This is a genomic window from Corynebacterium sp. HMSC075D04 (assembly GCF_001815635.1).
GTDB classification, from domain to species: Bacteria; Actinomycetota; Actinomycetes; order Mycobacteriales; family Mycobacteriaceae; genus Corynebacterium; species Corynebacterium coyleae.
Genome location: NZ_KV821348.1, coordinates 14,952 through 33,675 on the forward strand (window position 1 = coordinate 14,952; position 18,724 = coordinate 33,675).

General features: G+C 64.2%; 19 protein-coding genes. 7 read left to right on the plus strand and 12 right to left on the minus strand.

The window, feature by feature from the left end; translation table 11 throughout:
- Positions 1-22: 22 nt before the first annotated feature.
- The 4 genes from HMPREF3048_RS06980 to HMPREF3048_RS11815 all read left to right on the plus strand — a co-directional run bounded on the left by HMPREF3048_RS06980 (position 23) and on the right by HMPREF3048_RS11815 (position 3,305).
- Positions 23-502 carry an NUDIX hydrolase gene (locus tag HMPREF3048_RS06980; protein ID WP_070614375.1) on the plus strand — a complete coding sequence of 160 codons (480 nt, stop codon included), beginning with the start codon at positions 23-25 and terminating at the stop codon, positions 500-502.
- Complete coding sequence (locus HMPREF3048_RS06985) at positions 495-1,418, plus strand: ABC transporter ATP-binding protein (protein ID WP_070771702.1); 924 nt, start codon at positions 495-497, stop codon at positions 1,416-1,418. The genes HMPREF3048_RS06980 and HMPREF3048_RS06985 overlap by 8 nt, the downstream gene beginning before the upstream one ends.
- Positions 1,411-2,142: an ABC transporter permease gene (locus HMPREF3048_RS06990; protein ID WP_070422439.1), complete on the plus strand. Its 732-nt coding sequence runs from the start codon at positions 1,411-1,413 to the stop codon at positions 2,140-2,142. Before HMPREF3048_RS06985 ends, HMPREF3048_RS06990 begins: the two co-directional genes overlap by 8 nt.
- 251 nt (positions 2,143-2,393) lie before the next feature.
- Entirely contained in the window at positions 2,394-3,305 is a 912-nt protein-coding gene (locus HMPREF3048_RS11815) for an endonuclease domain-containing protein (RefSeq protein ID WP_167594470.1), read from the plus strand.
- Between the two features lie 174 nt (positions 3,306-3,479).
- Here the strand turns inward: HMPREF3048_RS11815 and cls are convergent, their stop codons facing one another.
- Genes cls through HMPREF3048_RS07020 form a run of 5 tightly spaced genes read right to left on the minus strand, consistent with a single transcriptional unit; the run spans position 3,480 to position 8,021 of the window.
- Positions 3,480-4,940, minus strand: coding sequence for a cardiolipin synthase (gene cls, locus HMPREF3048_RS07000; protein WP_070771704.1), 1,461 nt, complete (start codon positions 4,938-4,940; stop codon positions 3,480-3,482).
- Positions 4,937-5,728 (minus strand): exodeoxyribonuclease III, encoded by a 792-nt coding sequence (locus HMPREF3048_RS07005; protein ID WP_070771706.1) that lies wholly within the window; start codon positions 5,726-5,728, stop codon positions 4,937-4,939. Before HMPREF3048_RS07005 ends, cls begins: the two co-directional genes overlap by 4 nt.
- Positions 5,729-5,732: 4 nt before the next feature.
- Positions 5,733-6,329, minus strand: coding sequence for a GNAT family N-acetyltransferase, cg3035/Rv0428c family (locus HMPREF3048_RS07010; RefSeq protein WP_070771707.1), 597 nt, complete (start codon positions 6,327-6,329; stop codon positions 5,733-5,735).
- Positions 6,330-6,352: 23 nt separating this feature from the next.
- On the minus strand, positions 6,353-7,405 hold the full coding sequence (locus HMPREF3048_RS07015) for a hypothetical protein (RefSeq protein WP_070771708.1): 1,053 nt from the start codon (positions 7,403-7,405) through the stop codon (positions 6,353-6,355).
- Between the two features lie 43 nt (positions 7,406-7,448).
- Positions 7,449-8,021 (minus strand): peptide deformylase, encoded by a 573-nt coding sequence (locus tag HMPREF3048_RS07020; RefSeq protein ID WP_070452812.1) that lies wholly within the window; start codon positions 8,019-8,021, stop codon positions 7,449-7,451.
- 15 nt (positions 8,022-8,036) lie between these two features.
- On the opposite strand from HMPREF3048_RS07020, the gene HMPREF3048_RS07025 reads away from it, so the two are divergent.
- The 3 genes from HMPREF3048_RS07025 (at position 8,037) to HMPREF3048_RS07035 (ending at position 10,717) form a co-directional block, all read left to right on the plus strand.
- Positions 8,037-8,243 carry a DUF3263 domain-containing protein gene (locus tag HMPREF3048_RS07025; protein WP_070422446.1) on the plus strand — a complete coding sequence of 69 codons (207 nt, stop codon included), beginning with the start codon at positions 8,037-8,039 and terminating at the stop codon, positions 8,241-8,243.
- Between the two features lie 50 nt (positions 8,244-8,293).
- Positions 8,294-9,310, plus strand: a complete 1,017-nt coding sequence (locus HMPREF3048_RS12640; RefSeq protein WP_210398422.1) for a LytR C-terminal domain-containing protein — start codon at positions 8,294-8,296, stop codon at positions 9,308-9,310.
- A gap of 276 nt (positions 9,311-9,586) precedes the next feature.
- Positions 9,587-10,717: a glutamate--cysteine ligase gene (locus HMPREF3048_RS07035; RefSeq protein ID WP_070482319.1), complete on the plus strand. Its 1,131-nt coding sequence runs from the start codon at positions 9,587-9,589 to the stop codon at positions 10,715-10,717.
- Positions 10,718-10,735: 18 nt separating this feature from the next.
- Here HMPREF3048_RS07035 and HMPREF3048_RS07040 read toward each other — a convergent pair whose 3' ends face one another.
- From HMPREF3048_RS07040 to HMPREF3048_RS07070, 7 genes are all read right to left on the minus strand, one after another.
- Positions 10,736-11,143: a monovalent cation/H(+) antiporter subunit G gene (locus HMPREF3048_RS07040; RefSeq protein WP_070614382.1), complete on the minus strand. Its 408-nt coding sequence runs from the start codon at positions 11,141-11,143 to the stop codon at positions 10,736-10,738.
- Positions 11,140-11,418, minus strand: a complete 279-nt coding sequence (locus HMPREF3048_RS07045) for a monovalent cation/H+ antiporter complex subunit F (RefSeq protein WP_070422450.1) — start codon at positions 11,416-11,418, stop codon at positions 11,140-11,142. The genes HMPREF3048_RS07040 and HMPREF3048_RS07045 overlap by 4 nt, the downstream gene beginning before the upstream one ends.
- Complete coding sequence (locus tag HMPREF3048_RS07050) at positions 11,415-11,936, minus strand: Na+/H+ antiporter subunit E (RefSeq protein WP_210398423.1); 522 nt, start codon at positions 11,934-11,936, stop codon at positions 11,415-11,417. Before HMPREF3048_RS07050 ends, HMPREF3048_RS07045 begins: the two co-directional genes overlap by 4 nt.
- Positions 11,936-13,636: a Na+/H+ antiporter subunit D gene (locus HMPREF3048_RS07055; RefSeq protein WP_083279427.1), complete on the minus strand. Its 1,701-nt coding sequence runs from the start codon at positions 13,634-13,636 to the stop codon at positions 11,936-11,938. Before HMPREF3048_RS07055 ends, HMPREF3048_RS07050 begins: the two co-directional genes overlap by 1 nt.
- 1 nt (position 13,637) lies before the next feature.
- Positions 13,638-14,099 carry a Na(+)/H(+) antiporter subunit C gene (locus HMPREF3048_RS07060; RefSeq protein ID WP_070422451.1) on the minus strand — a complete coding sequence of 154 codons (462 nt, stop codon included), beginning with the start codon at positions 14,097-14,099 and terminating at the stop codon, positions 13,638-13,640.
- Entirely contained in the window at positions 14,100-17,078 is a 2,979-nt protein-coding gene (locus tag HMPREF3048_RS07065) for a Na+/H+ antiporter subunit A (RefSeq protein WP_070771710.1), read from the minus strand.
- A 160-nt stretch (positions 17,079-17,238) separates the two neighbouring features.
- Positions 17,239-18,609 carry a dipeptidase gene (locus HMPREF3048_RS07070; RefSeq protein ID WP_070771711.1) on the minus strand — a complete coding sequence of 457 codons (1,371 nt, stop codon included), beginning with the start codon at positions 18,607-18,609 and terminating at the stop codon, positions 17,239-17,241.
- Between the last annotated feature and the right edge of the window lie 115 nt (positions 18,610-18,724).

The window sequence follows — 18,724 nt, forward strand, 5'->3', positions numbered from 1 at the left end:
CAGATCCACCTACAGTGGGGGCATGCTTGGCGACGGAAACGGCTGGGTCACCGCACCCAACGGCACAAAATTCTGGGGTCTTCACGGGGCCGCTGGCCTCTTCCTTATCGCGGGGACCGGCGAAAACGCGCGTGTGCTGCTGCAACACCGCGCCGCCTGGACCGCCCAGGGCGACACGTGGGGTATCCCCGGCGGCGCGATCGATTCGCACGAAACCCCCGCCGAGGCCGCCATCCGCGAGTCGGTGGAGGAGTGTGCGATTGACCCCGGGGAGGTGGCGGTCGTCGATACGCTGCGCACTGCGGAGTTCCCCAACTGGTCCTACACAACAGTGCTCGCGCTTTGCGACGAACCCCTGCCCACCACCCCCAACGAAGAATCCGAAGAACTGCGCTGGGTCCCCCTGGACACTCTGCGCAATTTTCCGCTGCACCCCGCCTTCGCCGCCTCCCTAGACACAGTGCTTGCGCGCGCGATGGTGCATACTAAACCGCATGATTGAAGTCCAAGGACTGACAAAGCGCTACGGCTCCGTCCAAGCCGTCGATGACCTCACCTTCACGGTCAAACCAGGTGTGGTCACCGGCTTCCTCGGCCCCAACGGCGCCGGCAAATCCACCACCATGCGCATGATCCTGGGGCTGGATAAGCCCACCTCGGGCCATTCGCTTATCGACGGCACCCCCTACCGCAACATCCCCAACCCCACCCGCAAAGTCGGCGCCCTCCTCGACGCCAAAGGGGTCCACCCCAACCGGTCCGCACGCGCCACCCTGCTCTGGCAAGCCCAGGCAGCCGGCATTGCGCGCAAGCGTGTCGACGAAGTCCTCGACCTCGTCGGCCTCACCGACGCCGCCGGCAAGCGCGTCGGCGGATTCTCCCTCGGCATGGGCCAGCGTCTCGGCATCGCCGCAGCCCTGCTCGGCGACCCCGAATACCTCATCCTCGACGAACCCGTCAACGGCCTCGACCCCGCCGGCATCCGCTGGGTCCGCGGCCTACTGAAGTCCCTGGCAGCGGAGGGCCGCACCGTGCTCGTGTCCTCCCACCTCCTCGCCGAGATGGCCCAAACCGCCGACAACCTCATCATCATCGGCCGCGGCCGCCTCGTCGCCGACACCTCCGTCGCCGAATTCATCCGTAACAACTCCGGCGTGACCACCGTGGTGCGCGCCGCAGACACGCAGGCGCTCGAAGCGGCGTTGGGTGGGGTGCCGTTTAGGCGCGTCGTCGATAGTGAAGGGCGCGCGACACTCGAAATCGCCGACCGCACCTCCGACGACATCGGCGCCCTCGCCTTCGCAGCCGGCATCCAACTCGCCGAACTCACCGAACGCCGCGCCTCCCTCGAAGACGCCTACATGCACAGCACCCAAGACCAAGCCCAGTACGTATCCACGGAGGCCCCCAATGCATAACCTCATCCAAGCCGAGTGGACCAAACTGCGCACCACCGCATCCTTCTTCTGGACCACCGGCATCACCCTGGTCATCTCCGCCCTCTACGGCCTCCTATTCGGCTACGCCTCCCGCACCAGCGGCATGCCCTACGCGCCCCTGACCGTCATCGCATCCGTGGCCACCACCATCGCCATCATCGTGATCGTGCAGGCCGCCATGACCGTCACCACCGAATACCGCTACGGCATCCCCGCCACCAACTTCCGCGTCGTCGCCCAACGCTGGCAACTCGCCGTAGCGAAGGTGCTGCTCGGGGCCGTTTTGGCCGCTGTCGTGGCGCTGGTCGCGCTGGTGCTCGCCTTCATTCTTGGCGACCTCACCGCCTCCGTCCCCGCCAACTGGACCACCAACCCCGCCACCCAACGCGCCCTCTGGGCCGTCCCCCTCGGCATGGCGCTGATCACCATGTTCACCCAGGGCGTCGGCTGGCTGGTGCGCAACACCTCCGGCACCATCGTGGCCTGCATCAGCATGATGCTGCTGGTAGAAACCATCGTCGGCTTCATCCCGCGCTTCGGTGCCGACGTGGCCAAGTTCCTGCCCTTCGGCAACCTCACCTCCTTCATGGTCAACCAGCCCAACGGCCACTGGGGCCTCGGCGTATCGCTGCTGGTCTTCGCCGTGTGGGCGGTGGGGCTCTGGATCGCGGGCCTGGTGGCGCTCGAGTCCCGCGACGCGTAGGGGCTTGCGGGGCGGGTGCCGCCGGTGCCGCGTTGGCGCCGCCGCGCTGGCGCCGCGTTGGCGCCGCCACCCTGGTGCCGCGCTGGTGCCGCCACCCCGGCGCGCCACCTCCCGCAAACGGCGCATCCTACACGGCGCATTTCGTCGAAAATTAGCGAAATGTACCGTGCAGGATGCGCCGTTTAGCTTTGAGACACCCCGCGCCGCACCCTACTGCGCTACACTCAAGCGCGTCTCGGGGAGGGGGCAACATGATTAGACAAGATTTGGTGGGGAAACTAGTTGGACGCGGCAAGGCTGCTGAACAAGTTTGTGTGAAGCTGTCGTCGACAAGGTTTATCGCGCGCACGGAATGGGTAAAACTGAAGCCCCACGAACAACAGTTCCTACGGTGCTGGGCAGCGGGGGCGGCGGCACACACGTCGATACTGGTGGGACGTGCTGCGGCGACGGCGCACGGAATGTGGGTTCTGCCCCGCACGTTTGAGGTGGAGATGGCAAACCCGAAGGGGCGCGTTCCCCGACACTCGCAGCGTCCTTCGGGCGTTACCTATCGACGAATCGTCGTACCAGGCATGGACATCACCGCGTTAGGCCAGAACGACGAGGTGAAACTCACGACCCCGGTGCGCACGGCAGTCGACATTGCTCGGTGGCACGGCGTGAAAGAAGGCGTGGTCGCGATGGACAGCCTGTTCTTCGGGAAACTCGACGCGTTCAAGGGGGGCATCCACACTGAGCTGGAGGAAACAATCCACCGCCTTAGCGGTAACCGCGGCATTGAACAGGCCCGAGAGGCGTTTGGGCAATTGTCGATGCTGTCGGAGTCTCCGTATGAGACGCTCGTTCGCCTTCTGCTTCGGCGCGTCGGTGTCGTGGCGCAGGAGCAGATGCGCATCGGCAAATACCGGGTGGATTTGCTGTGGGGCCAGCTGGTCATTGAGGTCGACGGTGCCATCAAGTTTGAGGAGGATGCGTCACGTGCCGCTCAACAGCACATTCATCGTGAAAATCAGCTTCGGGAGGCCGGCTACTGGATCATCCGCATCACGCCTAAAGAAATATGGGCGGATGAGGAAAAGGTGCTTCACCGCATTGTTGCGGCAAAGCGTCGTTCGGAGAAGATCGGCCCGGCGTCGGTTGAGGCTCTGCCCGCGTGGTGAGGCACCAAACTTAGCCAAACGGCACATCTAACACGGCGCATTCCGCGGAAAATTAGCGAAATGTACCGTGCAGGATATGCCGTTTGCGTTAAAGGGGCCGGGCGGACGGCAAGGGCCGGGCTGGGGCAGGCCGCCCAGCCACCCAGCCACCCCACGCACCCAGCCCACACACCCCTACTGCAGGGCGGAGGTCAGTTTCATCACGTTGTCGATGTAGCGCCTGTACCAGGGCCGCTGATCCCACCGCTCCAAAGTAAGCTCCCGCGACACGGCTAGATAACACGCGCCGAGTTCGGACAGCATGTGCAGCAGCGTCCCGGAGGCGACGAAGAGGGAGGATTCGTAGTTGAGGCTGAAGGAGCGGATGTCCATGTTGGAGGATCCGACGACGGCGGAGGAGCCGGGGAGGCCGTCGTCGATAAGTACGAACTTGGTGTGGAGCACGAATGGCGCGGGGAATTCCCAGATACGCACGCCGGCTTTGAGGAGTTGTTCGTAGTAGGCGGATTGGGCGTGTTGGACCATGAATTGGTCGGATTTGGCGCTGACGAGGAGGTCGACGTGTACGCCGCGGTAGCAGGCGGAGGTGATGGCTTCCAGCAGCGAGTCGTCGGGTACGAAGTAGGGCGAACAGAGCGTGACGTGCGTTTTTGCGTTGTGGATCATGGACACGAACATGCGCAGGTTCGGCTCGGTGAGGTATCCGGGTCCCGAGGGGACGAGTTGGAGCACGCCATTGCTTGTCGACGACTCCCTCACCGGCGCCTGCTCAATCACCTCACCAGATTCTGTGTACCAGTCTGTGGCGAACATGGAGTCGGCGGACGCGACGATGGGGCCTTCGAGTTCGACAAACGCGTCGACCCATTGGCGGCCGGCGCGGCGGTGTTGGCGGACGAGGTAGGAGCGGTCGATGAGGTTGAAGGATCCGAGCATGGCTACGCGTGAGTCGACGACGAGGAGTTTGCGGTGGTTGCGTAGGTCGGGGCGGCGCCAGCGGCCGCGGAGTGGGGCGAGTGGCAGCATCATGTGCCAGTCGACGCCGATTTCGGTCAGTCGGCGTTTCAGTTTCCGGAACCCGGGGTATTTTTGGCTGCCGATGTGGTCGAAGAGGAGGCGGACGTGGACGCCGCGGACGACGGCTCGTTCGATGGCGCGGAAGACGACGTCGGTGGTGTCGTCCCAGGCTACGGCGTAGATTTCGATGTTGACGTGGGAGGTGGCGTCGTCGATGAGCGATGCCATGCGGTGCATCGTTTTGCGGTAGTCGGTCCAGAGTGCGCGCACGTCTGCGTGGACGGCGGGGTAGCCGGTGAGGGTGCGGTTGAGGCGCACGATGGAGGTGGTGACGTCGGGCAGGGGTACGTCGGCGGGGAAGTCGGCGACGTTGAGGTTGGTGTCGTCGATGTGTCGGCGTGCTTCAACTTGGATGCGGTGGCGGCGTCGCGACACGAACGTGGAGCCCATGAGGAGGTACAGTGGCAGCCCGACGACGGGCAGCAGCAGGATGAGCAAAAGCCACGCGTTTGCCGACGACGGTTTGCGCCCGCCCGGCACCACACCGATCATGACGAATTTGATGGCGTAGTCGAGGACCATCGCCGCGAATTGCCACCATCCGAGGTCGATATTCATCGGACCTCATCATAGGAGAGGCCGCGCGTGTCGTAATCGACGATCACGGGTGCGTGGTCGGAGGCACCCTTGCCGCGGCGTTCGTCGACGTCCACCCAGGCGCGTTTGACCAGGTCACGCATGGGGGCGGTGGCGAGTTGGAAGTCGATGAGCATGCCTTCGTTGTGCTGGAATCGCATGGATTTGTAGTCCCAGAACGTGTAGGGGTTGTCGTGACGAATTTCGTACAACCCCGCTTCCAACAGCATCTGGAACGCGGCGCGTTCGGGTTCGGTGACGTGGGTTTTGCCTTCGAACCAGGCGACGTCCCATACGTCTTCGTCGCGGGGAGCCACGTTGAAGTCGCCCATGAACACCTGCAGGTCGCCGGGGCGCACGGACTCCGCCAGGGACCACAGGAATTGCAGTTTGTAGTCGTAGTGCGGGTCGCCGATCTCGCGGCCGTTGGGCACGTACAGGCTCCACACTTCCACGCCGCCGCAGTCGGCGCCGACCGCGCGCGCTTCCACCTCGGGCTCGCCCTTCTTCGCAAATGCGGGTTGGCCGTCGAAGTGGTCGCGCACGTTGTCCAATCCCACTCGGGAGGCGATGGCCACGCCGTTCCACTGGTTCACGCCCACGTGCGCGACCTCGTAGCCTGCGGCTTCGAAGGTGGCGTAGGGGAATGTCGCGTCTGCGGTTTTGGTTTCTTGCATCGCGAGTACGTCCACGTCGTTGCGTTCGAGGAATGCGGCGATGCGTTCGGCGCGGGTGCGCACGGAGTTGACGTTCCAGGTGGCGATTCGCATGTGCCTAGCCTAGCGCCAGCCGCCGACGGTGATGTTCGAGCGCCCCCTCGGGCACATTGCTAATCGACGACACCCCGTACCCCTCACCGTCAACCCACGCCACCTGCTCCTCCGCAAGTGTCCATTCGTCGGTGAGGAGTTTCAGCGCGGGTTTCCCGATGCGCTCCGGGATCATAAGCCGTACTGGCAGGTTGCGTTCGCGGTAGAAGTCGCGGATGGTGTCGATAGGCACTGGTTGCAGGCCTGCGGACGGCCCGAGCGGCACGGCCGAGTTCGCCTCGTCGGTCTCGCCGGTGCGCATGAGCCACCCTTCGGCCCAGGCTTCTTCGGTGGTGGGGATGTCGTCGGCAATGCGGCGTTCCAACGCGCGGATCTCGGAGTTGCGCACCGTTCTCGCCGACAGTTTCTTAATGATGTGCACGTTGGCCACCTCGATCGCCTCTTTCGAGGACGGGAAGCCACCCACCTCCTGCGGCCGCACCACCAGCGGGTCGAGCGACACGACGTGCCCGATGATGTCGCTGGCGTGCTCGCCGCGCCGCTGCCTGACCACGACGCGGTCCCCCACCACGACGTCATCCGAGCGGAAAATACGCGACATATGTTGTGTTTCTCGCGCTCTTCTTATCGACGAGCCCTACCCGCACCCGGCACCATAAACGCCACACCGGCCAGCAGCGCAAGCGCGCCCAGGCCGATCAGCCCGCGCATCGGGGTGCCGGTGTCGGCGAGGTCGCCGTCGCGCTCATCTTCGGTGCTGGTCGTGGTGCGCGAGGTGCTCGAGGAGGACGTGGTCGAACGCGTCGTGCTCGACGTTGCCGAGGTGGTGCGGTTCTGCAGCACCGACGCCGACGTCGTCGACGAAGAGGAAGACGAAGACGACGAGGTCGTGGCGGTCGCGCTGGACGTCGTGCTCGACGAAGTGCCGGAGGTTGTGGTCTGCCCGGTAGTCGTACTGGTGGTGGTCTCGGTGCCGGACGACGTGTTCGTCGTGGTCGTCTCGCTGGTGGTGGACTCAGTGGTCTCCGAGGTGGTGGTGTTGTCCTGCATCCGCTCGGCGCGCAGGCTCAGCGACTCAGACGTCTTCGGCGCCTTGCTGCTCGGCTCGGTGGTCTTCGGGGTGGTCGACACCGTGGTTGCCGGAACAGCAGCCTTCTCCGAAGCCTTCTCGCCAGCCTTCTCCGCAGTCGCATCCTCCGACGCGGCAGCCTCTTCCTTGCCGCCCGGGATGCCGTAGATGATGCGGGCGTCGCCGTTGTTAGAACGCTCGAAGGCGTCGAAGGCGGTGGTGCCCAAAATGCCGTCGAGGCCCTTGAGGGCGGAGGGGAGGACGACGGTGTCGTCGTTAAGCAAAAGCTCTGAGCGCAACTTACGCACACCGGCGCGCTCGGCCTTGAGGGCGTCGGCTGCCTCGTCGAACTCGGCTTCTTCCTCGTCGGTCAGGTCGCCGGCGTCCTCGCGAAGCTCCTCGAGGTCGTCAGCGGCCTCGATGAGGTTCTTGCGCCAATCGGTGAGGATCTCGCGGACCTCGTCCTCCCCATCCGCTTCCTTAAGTGCGGTGAGGGAGGTGGTGCGGGTCTCGGTGACGTCGCTAAGCAGCTGCTCGAGCGGCGTTTCGGGCGCAGCGGGAGTGGTCAGCGTGATCGCAGTCGCAGCGATGACGGCGGGGATGCGCATGGGTGCCTCCGGAAAAATAGACAGTCCCGCACATCATACCGCGTTAGTGGCCGAACGGATCCTCGTCGGTGCCCGGAAGCCACGTGTTGCCCGGCTCGCGCCAGCCCTTGTCGCGGATCTCGCGCTTCGCTTCCTTCTTGTAACGGCCGGTGAGCACGTCGGTGTACAGGAAGCCGTCCAGGTGGCCGACCTCGTGCTGCAGGCAGCGGGCGAAGAAGCCGGTGCCCTCCACCTCGATCTCGTTGCCGTTCTCGTCCAGGCCGGTGACTTTGGCCCAGTCGGCGCGGCCAGTCGGCCACGAGTAGCCGGGCACGGAGAGGCAGCCTTCGTCGTCCTCGCCGTCGTCGCTAGGCATTGTCTTCGGAATTTCGGAAGTTTCCAGCACCGGGTTGATCACGGTGCCGCGGCGCATCTCGTCGCCGTCGGGGCAGTGGTAGACGAACAGGCGCAGCGGCACACCAATCTGGTTGGCGGCCAGGCCCACGCCGTGGGCGGCGTCCATGGTTTCGTGCATGTCGGCGATGAGTTCCTGCAGTTCCTCAACGGGCTGCGTGACCTGTTTGGTCGGTTCGTGCAGCACAGGGTCGCCGTGGATAACGATGGGTCGGATGGTCATGCCAATATATTAGGCATGCTTTCCGACACCGACCTCGCCGTGCTCCGTTTCGCCGCGCGCGCCCCGCGGTCCCTCGGCAAGCGCGAGGACGCTATCCGTGCCGAACTTGGCATGACGCCGATCCGCTACTACCAGCGCCTCAACGTCCTTTTGGATAATCCGGAGGCGCTCGCGGCGGAGCCTCAGTTGGTGCGGCGGTTGCAAAGGCTTCGCGACGCCTAACCCGGTGTGTTGCCTCCCTTCCCCCACCAGGTGTGGCTATTGTTGCTGCTGTGACTAAAGATCAGTATGGCAACGACCCCCGCTACGACAACGTGGGCGACGAGCCCCTCGACGCCGAAATTATCGACGACACCCCCACCGACGCACCCGCCGAGGAATACCGCGGCGCGCACCGTCGCGACGACGACGCCGACTATGACTATGACGAGGCCTACGACGAGGCGTACGCAGGCTACGCCGCCGGTGCCGGTGCCGGTGCAGGTGCTGGTGCCGGCTCGACCGCCGTCACCGCTGGCGGCGCTGGCGCTGCTGGAGCCGGTGCTGGCGCGGGCGCCGCTGCCCAGGGCGGCCTGCCCCGCCGTGGCCTCGCCATGATCCTTATCGCCGTTGCTGCGTTGCTGCTGCTCTGGGCCCTGTGGGCGATGACCCAGAAGGGCGACGACAACAACGCCGCATCCTCCGCCTCGTCCGAAACCTCCACCTCCGCTACCTCCGAGGCCGCCCCGTCCGCGGCCCAGCCTGGCGAGGGCCAGGGCCAGGGCGCCCAGGATCCCAACGCCTCCCAGGATCCGAACGCCTCCCAGGATCCGAACGCGCCGCAGGACCCGAACGCCGAACAGCGCGAAGGCGACCAGGCCCAGGACCCCAACGCGCAAGACCCCAACGCGCAAGACCCGAACGCCGAGACCCCGGCACCGGCTCCGGCTCCGGCCCCGCAGGGCGCGCAGCTCGACAATGCGAGCGCGCAGGTCTTCGTCTACAACAACTCCGGCATCGCTGACCTGGCTAATCGCACGGCGGACCAGCTTAAGGGGCAGTTCAACGTCGCTAATCAGTCCCAGGACGCTGCGACGATGAACATGCCTGAGCAGCAGTACGGCATCTTCCCGGAGACCTACGTGTTCTTCGACCCGGCTACCCCGGGTGCTGAGCAGGTCGCTGCCGACATCGCCCGCCGCGTCGGTGGCACCGCCCGCGCGAAGAATGACATCCCGGAGGGCGCCGTCGGCCTTCCGGAGCAGGCCGCGAATAACCGCAGCGCCGTCGCGGTCGTCCTCGCCGGCTAGTTTTAGCCTCCAAACGGCGCCTCCTACACGGTGCATTTCGTCGAAAACTAGCGAAATATGCCGTGTAGGAGGCGCCGTTTAGCTTTGCGACGACACCACACCGGCACCCGACCTCCACATGGTGAGAATGCAAGGGTGAAGATGGCCAAAAATCGGCAAGCTCTCCGTTGCGTCCTCACCATCTGTGTGGAAGGCGGAACCCCAACAGCACCGCCCCGCATATAAACCGCTTCGCCATGCCAGTCCCGGGAACCGAAGCGGTTAGGCTGGCTGACTATGGATCCGTTTCGCGATTTTGCCAGGTCGGCCGCCCCTACCCTCGGTGTCGAGTGGGAGATTTGTCTCGTCGACCCGGAAACGCGCGACCTTGTGCCGCGTGCGGCTGAGGTGATCGAGGAGGTGCAGAAGCGCAATCCGGACGTGCACCTGGAGCCGGAGTTTCTGCAGAACACGATCGAGCTTGTCACGCCGATCTGCACGAATACCAGGGAGGCGGTCGACGCCCTCCAGCGCGACCTCAAAGCGATCAAGGAGGTCGCGGATGAGAAGAACCTCCGCCTGTGGGCGAGCGGCGGCCACCCGTTTTCGGATTTCCGCACGAATCCGCTGAGTCCGAAGAACACGTATCAGGAGATCGCGGATCGCACCCAGTATTGGGGTCAGCACATGTTGTTGTGGGGTATCCACTGCCACATTGGGATCAGTCATGAGGACAAGGTGTGGCCGATCATTAATGCGGTGATGACGAAGTACCCGCACCTGCTCGCGATAAGCGCCTCGAGCCCGGGTTGGGACGGCATCGATACGGGTTACGCTTCGAACCGCACGATGCTTTACCAGCAGCTTCCCACCGCGGGTATGCCGTATCAGTTCCAGGATTGGGATGAGTGGGTTGCATTTATGCGCGATCAGCAGACTTCGGGCGTGATTAATCACACGGGCTCGATGCATTTCGATGTCCGTCCGGCCGCGAAGTGGGGCACGATCGAGGTTCGCATTTCGGATGCCACGTCTAACCTGCGCGAGCTCGCCGCGGTCGTGGCGCTCACGCACTGTCTCGTGGTCCACTACGACCGCATGTTGGATCGCGGCGAGTCCCTGCCCACCCTGCAGCAGTGGCACGTCGCGGAGAATAAGTGGCGCGGCGCTCGCTATGGCATGGACGCGCTCGTGATCACTAGCCGCGATACGGACGAGGACTGGATTAAGCACGAGCTGCAATTGCTTATCGACGAACTCACGCCCACGGCCCAAGACCTCAACTGCCTCGACGAGCTACGGCTGGTCGGCGAGATCGTCGAGCGTGGCGCCGGCTACCAGCGCCAGCGGGAGATTTACCAGCGCACGGGTGATTGGAAGGCGGTTGTGGACGCGACCTGCGACGAAATGTGGGAACTCACGCCGTAGCGCCGTAGCAGCCAGCCCTTAGCCCGCCGGCCGTTCGGTTTCGGTGGGCTTGTTGGGGTTGATGCGCTTGGGGTGGTAGCTGGCGGGGCGATCGTTGCGGGTGAGTTGGCCTTCTTCGCCGTAGAGGCCTTCGCGTCGGGCGATGCGGCCGAGGCGTTGGCCGGTGACGGGGTTGGTCATTAGGGCGAAGATGACCAGCAGGATCATGATGCCGATGTCGCCTTTTTCGTGGACGCCGAAGTCTTCGGCGGTGGTGACTCGGATGATGGTGCCGATCATGAACAGGACGAGCCCGGTGGTTTGGGGTTTGGTGATGGCGTGGACGCGCGCGAGGGTGGAGTTGAAGCGTGCGGTGCCGACGGCGGCGGAGAAGACCATGAACGCGCCGGGCAGGATGAAGATCAGGGAGATGATGTCGGTGATCATAGGGAACCATCCCTCTTGCGGAAGCGGGCGACGGACAGGGAGGCGATGAAGCCGAGGAGTGCGATGACGATCATCACGTTGACCACGGTGGTGTCTAAGGTCCAGCAGATGTAGAGGGCGAGGGCGCACTGGAGGGAGGCGGTGATGCCGTCGTTAGCTAGGACGCGGTCGAGGGAGTCGGGGCCGACGATGACTCGCCAGGCGAGGATGAAGAAGCCGGCGAAGATGAAGATGGCGGCTATGGCGAGGAAGACGTTGTAGATCGTTTCGTTCATTTGCTCCTGCTTTCGAAGATCCCGATCATTTGGCGTTCCAGGGTGGCTACGTTGGCAATTTCGCGTTCGATGTCGGCCGGGGTGGACGCGTCGAGGACGTGGATGGTCCATTCGCGGTTGGCCAGGTCGATGTCGGTGACGGTGCCGCCGGGCTGCAGGTTGTAGGCGCAGGTGGCCAGGTAGAACACCAATTCGTTGCTGACGCGCATGGGCACGCGCAGGATCGCGTTTTTGGGTTGGGATTGGGGCCGCAGCGAGAGCCAGGCCACTTTGGCGGAGGCGACGATGAGGTCCCACAGCCAGATACCGACGAAGGCGATCAGGCGTGGCCAGTGGATGCGGTTGCCGCTGCGGGGGACGCGTGGCAGGGGTAGGGCCAGCACGATGACGACGCCTAAGGCGAGGCCGGCGGCGACGTTGCCCCAGGACACTTCGCCCATGAGCAGGACCCACATGAAGGTCAGCCACGCAATGTAGGCGGGGCGCATGCGGTTTTTTATACCGGTGAGCAGGCTCATCAGTTACGCACCTCCTGGTTGCGACGGTTCATCAGCGAGTCGTGCCCGCCTTGGGAGTCGGTGGGTTCGGTGAATGCGTCGAGGTTGCGGGTGGCTTGGGTGGGGTCGTCGATAAGTACTGCGCTGCGGTAGATGGTGACGTCTTGGGCGGATTGGGCGGCGCGGTCGGTGATGTTGGAGATCGGACCGGCCAGGAACGTGATCGACGTGGAGGTGAGTACCAGCAGTGCGGTGGAGAGGAACATGCCGACGGGGATGCGGCCGACGTCGTCGCGTTCGCCGGCAGAGACGGTTTCGCCGCGCTCGGCAAGGTTGGCGGGGCGGGCGAGGACGACGTCGCCTTCGGGGGCGTCGGCGCGATCTCGCAGGAAGCCTTTGGACCAGACGTTCATCATGGCGTACAGGGTGAGCAGCGAGGTGACCACGGCGCCGCCGATGAGGGTCCAGGCGAGCCAGGAGCCGTCTTCGGCACCGGCTTGGATGAGCATGACTTTGCCCAGGAAGCCGGATAGGGGTGGGATGCCGCCGAGGTTGAGCGCCGGGATGAGGTACAGCACGCCGATGACGGGTGCGGTGTACAGCAGGGAGCCCAGGCGGCGCAGTTGGGCGGAGCCTGCTTGCCTTTCGACGAGCCCAATCACCAGGAACAGCGACGTCTGCACCAGAATGTGGTGGACGGCGTAGAAGATCGCGCCGGATAGGCCTGCGACGGAGCCGAGGGCCACGCCGAAGATCATGTAGCCGATGTGGCTGACCAGGGTAAACGACATGAGACGTTTGATGTCGTTTTGGGCGATTGCGCCCATCACGCCGACGATCATGGTCAACAGGGCGACCCACATGAGCATGTTGTCGAGCGAGCCGTCGGTGAACACGGTGGAGCGCATGCGGATGATCGCGTACACGCCAACTTTGGTGAGGAGGCCTGCGAACACGGCGGTCACGATGGAGGCGGCGGTGGGGTAGGAGTCCGGCAGCCAGGCGTCGAGGGGGAAGACGGCGGCTTTGATGCTGAAGGCGACGAGGATCGTCGCAAAGATTGCGGCGCGCGTACCGGTGGGTAGTTCGGCCATGCGGATTCCGACTTGTGCCATGTTCACCGTGCCCACGGACGCGTACACGAGCGCAAGCGCAAACAGGAACACCATCGACGACGCCATGGACACCATCACGTAACCGATGCCGGCGCGCACACGCTGCGGCGACGCGCCCAGGGTGAGCAGCACGTAGGAGGCGACGAGGAAGATCTCAAACCCGACGTACAGGTTGAACAGGTCACCTGCCAGGAATGATAGGTTCACGCCCATGCTCAGCAGCATGTAGGTGGGGAGGAAGACGGCGACTGGGTCGTCGTCGTCACCATCGCGCAGACCTTGGGAGATGCCGTACCACATCACCGCGAACAGCACGATCGAGGAGACGAACAACATTATCGACGACAACCTGTCCGCCACCAACGTAATCCCGATCGGCGCCTCCCAGCCGCCCATTTGCACCGTTTGGATGCCGTGGATGTCGGCGACGATGATCAGCACCGCCGACATGACCGTCAGTGTGGCCAGGGTCAGCAGGGCAATGAAGCGCTGCAGGTTCACGCCGCGGAACACCAGGATGAACGCCGCGGAGATGAGCGGCAGCAGAATCATCAGCACCGTCAGGTACGGCACTGCGGGCAGGGCCCAGTCGGCGAGGGCTAACATACTACTTCTCACGCTCCGCCCCCTTTACTGGCTCTTCGAACGATGCCGACGCAGCAGCCTTGCCGGCCGCTTCCTCTTCGTCGCGGTCGCCCGTCGGCGTGGTTGGACGCACCGCAATTGCGCGGTCCTCTTCGTCGCGTTCGACCACGTCGTCGCTGCGGTAGCGGTACTGGCGGTAGGCGAGCGCGAGCATGAATCCGACCATCGCCATCGAGATGACAATGGCGGTCAGGATCATCGCCTGCGCGAGCGGATCGGCGGCGTCGGCTGCTGCTACGGAGTCGCGTCCGAGGATCGGCGGCGAGCCCGCGCGACCGCCCGACTGCAGCAGGAGCAGGTTCGCGCCGTTGCCGATGAGCAGCACGCCCATGATCATGCGCGTCATCACTTTGTCCAGCATGAGGTATACACCGGCCGCGATGAGTACGCCTGAGCCGATGAGTAAGAACAGGTTTGCTTCCATTTACTTCTCCGAGCTCTTGCTAATCGACGACGACCCTGCCGACGACACCGCCGCCCGCTCATCAAACCGCTGCCGGCGATCACGCTCTTGCTGTTCGCGGCGGCGACGGTTTTTCTCTTGCAGTTCGATGGCGCGGTCGCGGGCGCGCTGCTTACGGGACTCTTCTTCGAGGTCGATGTGGGCGCCCATGGAGGCCAGTACGTGCATGATGAGGCCGACGACGATGGCGTAGACGCCGGCGTCGAAAAGCAGGGCGGATGGGACGTCGAACTCGCCGATGAGCGGCAGACTGAACGTGGCGTATCCAGAGGTCAGTGGCGGGTTGCCGAAGAACATGGGCACGACCGCTGCGGTGGCGGACAGCAGCAGGCCGGTTGCGAGCACCTTGCTTGGGTGCACCGGCAGGGTTGCTTCGATCTCCTTGCGGCCGCCCGCCAGGTAGCGCAGCGTGAGCGCGAGCGCGGCGACAAGGCCGCCTGCGAACCCGCCGCCGGGGGCGTTGTGGCCGGAGAAGAAGAAGTACGCCGACAGCAGCATCATCGACGGGAACAGGATGCGGGTGGCAACCTCCACCATCAGGGAACGGTTCTGCGCCGTCTCGTCGTTGACGCCGGATGCGAGCCAGCGTGCCTTTGTGGTCTGCAGGGTTGGGCGGCGTGACTGGGTTTCAAACTTGCCGGTGCCGAAGATCAGGCTGGCCACGCCAACTGCGGCGATGACCAGCACGGTGATCTCACCGAGCGTATCGGCGGCGCGCAGGTCCACCAGCAGCACGTTGACGGTGTTGCGGCCGTGGCCGATCTCGTAGGCCAACTCCGGCATGGTTGTGGAGATCGGATCGGTCACGCGCGCGGACATCGCCGTCATCGCCACGACCACCACTGATACGCCGGTGCCGATGGCGAGCCAGGCGCGGAGACGGTTGTCGTCGTTACGCGGCTCGACCTCTGTGGGCATCTTGCGCAGCACCAGCATGAACACGACCATCACAATGGTCTCCACCAGTGCCTGCGTGAGCGCCAAGTCCGGTGCGCCGTGCAGCGCGAAGATCATGGCCAGGCAGTAGCCGGTCATGCCGACCATGACCACGGCCGACAGGCGGTTGCGCTGCAGGGTGGCAAAGAACGCCATGCCCGCCATGATGATCACGATCAGGCCTTGCCAGACGTTTTCCCACACGATCATGCGGATGTTGTTCGACGCGCCCAGGATCAGCGCAGCCAACGGCACAACCATGAGGGTGGCGAAGATGACACCCAGGTTGATCGCCAACGAACCACGCTGGGTAGACGCGGTCAGACGCATCGACCAGTGGTGCAGCTTGGCCAGGATGGTGTCGTAGACGGCGTTGGCGTTACCAAGCGCTGGCTGCTCGAACTGGGCCTTTGCCACCAGGTCGCGCTGCCAGAACATGATCGCACCTGCGGTGATGATCACAGCCGACAGCATCAGTGGCACGTTGATGCCGTGCCACAGCGCGAGCGTTTCGCCCTCCACGTCCGGGAAGCGAGCGTCGAGGTGGTTGTTGATTGGGTCCGACAGCAGCGCCGGCACCAGACCAAACACGATCGTGCCCGCAGTCAGGATGGCTGGGGAGAGCCACAGGGTCGGGCCCACCCGGTGCATGTCGCGCACTGCTTCGGAGGGCTTGCGGTCGTGCTCTGGTTTCGTCGCAAAGGCACCGTGCAGGAAGTACAGCGAGTACGCCATGGTCAGGATGGAACCCGCGACCATCACTACCAGCGTGATCCTGCCCGGCATACCGGTGAGCAACTCCTCGTGCAGGATCATCTCCAGCGCGGCTTCCTTGGCCACAAACCCGAACAGCGGCGGGATGCCAGCCATGGACGCAGCCGACACAATGGCCAACCCCGCCAACAATGGCTGCTTCTTGCCCAGCCCTGATAGTTCGTGGATGTCGCGCGTGCCGGTGGCGTGGTCGATCGTGCCCACAATCATGAACAGCGCGGCCTTAAACAGCGAGTGCGCGAACGTGATCGCAAGCCCCGCCATCGCGGCCTCACGCGAACCCACGCCGATCACCGTGATGATGAAGCCCAGCTGGCTCACCGTGCCGTACGCCAGCACCAGCTTCAGGTCGCGCTGCTTCAGCGCCATCCAGCCGCCCAGCAGCATGGTGAACCCACCCGTGGACAGCACCAGCAGGTGCCACGTGGTCACCGCCGACATGTCGGGCGCAAGCCTAGCGACGAGATAGATACCCGCCTTGACCATCGCCGCCGAGTGCAGATACGCCGACACCGGCGTCGGAGCAGCCATCGCGCCGGGCAACCAGAAGTGCCACGGAGCCTGCGCGGACTTGGTTAGCGCGCCCAGCATGATCAGCACAATTGCCGTGGAGATCGCCGGAGTGCCCTCGATGTCGGCGATCTGGGACACCTCGGACAGGCGCCAGATGCCGGCGTTGAAGCCGAGCAGGTTGATGCCAACCAGCATGGCCAGGCCACCCATCGTGGTGACCATCAGCGCCTGCATGGCTGCGCGTCTGGAGGTCGCCCGCTCCCCGTAATACGACACCAACATGTACGACAGGATCGAGGTCAACTCCCAGAACACGTACATGAGCAGGAAGTTGTCCGAGATGACCAAGCCGTACATGGCCATGGCGAAGGCGCTGAGCTCAAACCCGAACTTGGCCAGCCTGCGCGGGTTCGAGTCGAAGTAGCCCCAGCAGTAGAACAACACAAGCGCCCCGACACCCAGGATGATCAGGCTAAAAAGCGCTGCGAGGGCGTCGAGGCGAAACTCTAAGTTGAGGTTGGTCGATGGCATCCACGTGAACGTGGAAACGATCTCCCCGCCGTCGCGGAACACCCCGTCGGCGAAGAGTTTGACCACCCACACGAAGCCGGCCAGCGGCACCAACGCCAAGATGGCGAAGGCCGAGCGGCCGACGCTGCGCAGCAGCACCGGGGCGATGGCGCTGGCAGCCATGAGCGCAAGAAGTAACGTGAGCACCTTTCTGGCAGCCCTCCTTTGAGGTCAGTCGTACCGTTGGCGCGCCTAACCTCAGGGGCTTTCCAGTTCACACAGAAATAACTTGCTCATTGTGGCAACAAGATACAACGCGTCAACACCAGTGGCGCGGCCATCTTTGTTCCACTGTAGCGAATTTTTCTTACTTCCCGTATTGCTGCAGGAACATCGCCTCTGCGATGGCCACGTGTTCGATCTCGGTCGGGTCAACGGATTCGTCGACACCGTGAATGCCACACAGCGGCTCCTCCACGCCGTACAGTGCGATTTCGGCGTTGGGGAACTGCTCCTGCAGGGTGATGGTCAGCGGGATCGAGCCGCCGGTGCCCACGACAGCCAGCTCGTCTGCGCCGTACGCGTCCTTCAGGCACTGCCCAAGCTTTGCGACGGCCTCCGCCTCCACATCCGTAGAAAACGGCTGATTCACGCCACTGACCTGTACGTCCACCTTGGCTCCCCACGGGGTGTGCGCCTTGATGTGCTCCACCATCTTCTCCGCCACCTCGGCGGAGTCCTGGCCAGCCGGAACACGCAGGTTGAACTGTGCCTCCGCGCGCGGGTTCACCGCGTTCATCGCTTCTGCAACCGGGGTGGAGGTAAAGCCGATCATGGTCACGGCCGGGCGTGCCCACACCAGGTCAGCCGGGTTATCGTCTGCGGTGCCCAGCAGTTCCACGCCGTCCAGGACGGTCGCGTCGCCGCGGAACGTTTCCGGATCGTACGGGTCGCCGTCCCACTTCGCGGTGGTGTCCACGCCGTCGATGGTGGTGCGGCCGTGCTCGTCGAAAAGCGACGTTGCAATGACCATCAGTGCGTGCGCCGCATCCGGAGCCGCGCCGCCGAAACCGCCGGAGTGGATCGCGCCCTTGAGTGTTTCCACCGTCACGTTGATCTGGGCGCCGCCGCGCAGGGAAGTGGTCAGCGTTGGCACACCGACAGCGACGTTGCCGGAGTCCGCGATCAGGATCGCGTCCGCCTCAAACACCTCAGGCTTGTCGACGATCAACTTACCCAGACCGTCATCCCCACCGAGCTCCTCGGAGCCCTCGACGACAACCTTCAGCCCCAGGTCCGTGCCGCCGTTTTCCTCGACGAGGCGCAGTGCCTCCAGGTGCATGGCCAGGTTGCCCTTGCAGTCCGCGGCGCCGCGCCCGTACCAGCGGCCGTCACGCTCGGTGAGTTCGAACGGGTTGTTCGTCCAAGCCTCTGGATCGTTCGCCGGGACGACGTCGTAGTGCGAGTACAGCAGCACCGTCGGCATGCCGTTCTTCGCTGGCTTCGTAGCGACGATCGTGTCCGCGTCGTCCACCGTCGGGTAGCGGGTGACTTCAAAGCCGAGGTCCTTGAGCGCCTCGACCGTCCACACACACGCTGCCTCGTGCTCGTCCTTCAGGGCCGGGGTGGAGTGCGGGGAGTTAAAGGACACCAACTTGGACAGATCCGCGAAGATCCGGTCGCGCTGTGGTGCGTAGGTTGCTGTGCTGTTGCTTGTGCTGTTCTGTGCGTCAGTCATGGCACTACGCTAGCAGCAACCGAGCCAACCCCTGCGTCTCTTGCACTCAACCCCCGAGAGTGCTAAAAATGTGGCTGGCACTCATCTCAACCGAGTGCCAAATAAACGAAGAAGA